The sequence below is a fragment of the Herbaspirillum sp. UBA812 genome (assembly GCF_002296545.1).
Taxonomy (GTDB): domain Bacteria; phylum Pseudomonadota; class Gammaproteobacteria; order Burkholderiales; family Burkholderiaceae_D; genus Herbaspirillum; species Herbaspirillum huttiense.
In genome coordinates, this window is sequence record NZ_DBIC01000152.1 from 757 (window position 1) to 3,513 (window position 2,757).

Sequence of the window (2,757 nt, forward strand, 5' to 3'; positions counted from 1 at the left end):
AACCCGCCCCCGCCGTAGCCGCCATCTTCCTCACGGAAGAGCGCGCCGATCACGCCCATCTCTGCCAGCTGCGACCACATGTCGCGGCTCATGCCGGGTGCGGATTGCAGCAGGTGCTTGCGGGCTTCAAAACCATACTGTTCGGTAATGAGACGGCGCAGGCTGTCGGCCAGCATGCGCCGTTCTTCGGTGTGCTCGAAATTCATGGACGTTTCCTCACAGGCCAAGGATCATCTTGGAGATGATGTTCTTCTGGATTTCATTGGAGCCGCCGAAGATCGACAGCTTGCGATTGTTGAAGTAATGCGCGGCCGCACCGGCAGCCGCTTCCGGACCCAGCGTGCCGCCGTCGTGACCTTCTTCCAGCGAATGCCACTGATACGGGCGCGCATAAGGGCCCATGGCGCGGCGGGTGAGGGCGGTGATTTCCTGGCGGATCTCGGTGCCGCGTATCTTGAGCATGGAGCTTTCTGCACCGGGCGCACCACCGCCGGCGACCGCCGAGATGACGCGCAGGTTGGTGGTCTTCATGTTCTCCAGATCGATTTCCACGCGGGCCATACGGGCCGCGAAGAGCGGATCGTCAGCCAGCGGACGGCCATGGCTGCGTTGCGTGGCGGCGATTTTCTTCAAGCGTTGCAGTGCGGCCACCGAGAAGCCGATGCCGGCGATGTTGGTGCGCTCATAGGTCAGCAGGTACTTGGCGCAGCTCCATCCGCGATCTTCCTCGCCGACCAGGTTTTGTACCGGCACGCGCACATCGGTGAAGAAGACCTCGTTGACTTCGTGCTCGCCGTCCAGCGTGATGATGGGGCGCACTTCCACACCCGGCGCGTTCATGTCGATCAGCAGGAAGCTGATGCCTTCCTGCTTCTTGGCTTCGCGGTTGGTGCGCACCAGGCAGAAGATCATGTTGGCGTAGTGGCCCAGCGTGGTCCAGGTCTTCTGGCCATTGACGATGTAATGATCGCCGTCACGCACGGCATGCGTCTTGACGGCCGCCAGGTCGGAACCCGCGCCCGGTTCCGAATAGCCCTGGCACCACCAGTCCTCGCCATTGAGGATACGCGGCAGCCAATACTGCTTCTGCGCTTCGTTGCCGTACTTGATCAACACCGGTCCCAGCATGTTGACGCCGAACGGCACCACGCGCGGCGCATGCGCCAGGCAGCACTCATGTTCGAAGATGAATTTCTCGATCACGGTCCAGCCGGTGCCGCCATATTCCTTGGGCCAATGATTGGCCAGCCAGCCGCGTTCGTTGAGGATGGCATGCCATTGTTCCATCTCGTCGCGGCTCAGGTGCTTGCCTTTGGCCACCTTGTCCGACAAGGCCTTGGGCAGCTTCTCGGCGAGGAAGGCGCGCACGCTGTCGCGGAAGGCTTCTTCGGCCGGGGTGAAATTCAGATCCATTCCAGTCTCCTTGGGGATGCAGCGAAGCGACGCTGCGCTTCAATAGATTTCAAACAGGCCGGCCGCGCCCATGCCGCCGGCGATGCACATGGTCACCACGGCATAGCGCGCACCGCGCCGCTTGCCCTCGATGAGCACGTGGCCGGCCAGGCGCGCGCCGGTCATGCCGAAGGGATGGCCGATGGAAATGGCACCGCCGTTGACGTTGAGCAGTTCTTCCGGAATGCCCAGGCGGCGCTGGCAGTACAGAGCTTGCGAGGCGAAGGCTTCGTTGAGTTCCCACAGGCCGATGTCTTCCATGCGCAGGCCGTGGCGCTGCAGCAGGCGCGGCACCGCAAAGACCGGGCCGATGCCCATTTCATCGGGCTCGCAACCGGCCACGGCAAGACCACGGAATGCGCCCAGCACCGGCAATCCCGCACGTTCTGCGGCGCGCGCTTCCATCATCACGCAGGCCGAAGCGCCGTCGGAGAGCTGCGAGGAATTGCCTGCGGTGATGAACTTGTCCGCGCCCATCACCGGGGCCAGCTTGGCCAGTGCCTCATAGGTGGTGCCGGGACGGTTGCAGTTGTCGGCCTCCACCGTCACCTCGCGCAGGCTGGTCTGGCCGCTGGCCTTGTCGGTCACTTGCATGGTGGTGGTGCAGGCCACGATCTCGTCGCGGTAGCGTCCGGCTTCCTGCGCTTCTGCGGTCTTGCGCTGGCTGGCTTCGGAGAAGCGGTCCTGGTCTTCACGCGAGATGCCGTAGCGGGTGGCCACGATGTCGGCGGTCTCGATCATGGGCAGGTAGAGGTCGGGTTTGTGCTCGACGATCCACGGATCCATGCCGCTGTCGCCGCTGTCGGTGGCGCTGCGGCTGCGAATCTGCGAGATGCTTTCCACACCGCCTGCGATCATGGCATCGGCGCCATCGACCACGATGCGGCCAGCCGCCATCGCAATGGCTTGCAGGCCCGAGGCACAGAAACGATTGACGGTGGTGCCGGCGATGCTGACGGGCAGGCCCGCGCGCACGATGGCCTGGCGCGCGATGTTGCGGCCGGTGGTGCCTTCCGGATAGCCGCAGCCGAGGATGGCATCCTCGATCTGGCCCGGATCGATGCGCGCACGTTCGACGGCGGCGCGCACGGCGAAGGCCGCCAGGGTCGGGCCGGGCGTGACGTTGAATTCGCCGCGATGGGCCTTGGTCAAGGGAGTACGCGCAGTGGATACGATGACGGCTTCCCGCATCATGGAATTCTCCTGGAAGGATGGTGCAAGGGGGAGACCGCCAAGGCGCGCGGTCTCCGGTGAGTCCGGTCCAGCGATCAGCCGGCCTGGTTCAGCGATTCAAAATTGGCGCCG

At 64.2% G+C, this 2,757-nt stretch carries 3 protein-coding genes; all 3 read right to left on the reverse strand.

What is annotated here, in order from left to right; all coding sequences use genetic code 11:
- A partial coding sequence (locus tag B3873_RS09665) for an acyl-CoA dehydrogenase family protein (protein WP_286865601.1) occupies positions 1–206 on the reverse strand: 206 nt, incomplete at its 3' end.
- Positions 207–216: 10 nt separating this feature from the next.
- Entirely contained in the window at positions 217–1,413 is a 1,197-nt protein-coding gene (locus B3873_RS09670; protein WP_286865605.1) for an acyl-CoA dehydrogenase family protein, read from the reverse strand.
- Positions 1,414–1,452: 39 nt separating this feature from the next.
- Positions 1,453–2,643, reverse strand: a complete 1,191-nt coding sequence (locus tag B3873_RS09675) for an acetyl-CoA C-acyltransferase (RefSeq protein WP_286865614.1) — start codon at positions 2,641–2,643, stop codon at positions 1,453–1,455.
- Positions 2,644–2,757 lie beyond the last annotated feature (114 nt).

Excerpts from the sequence above, each read along its gene's own strand:
- B3873_RS09670 (WP_286865605.1), bottom strand. The coding sequence starts at position 1,413 with ATGGATCTGAATTTCACCCCGGCCGAAGAAGCCTTCCGCGACAGCGTG.
- B3873_RS09675 (WP_286865614.1), bottom strand. The coding sequence starts at position 2,643 with ATGCGGGAAGCCGTCATCGTATCCACTGCGCGTACTCCCTTGACCAAG.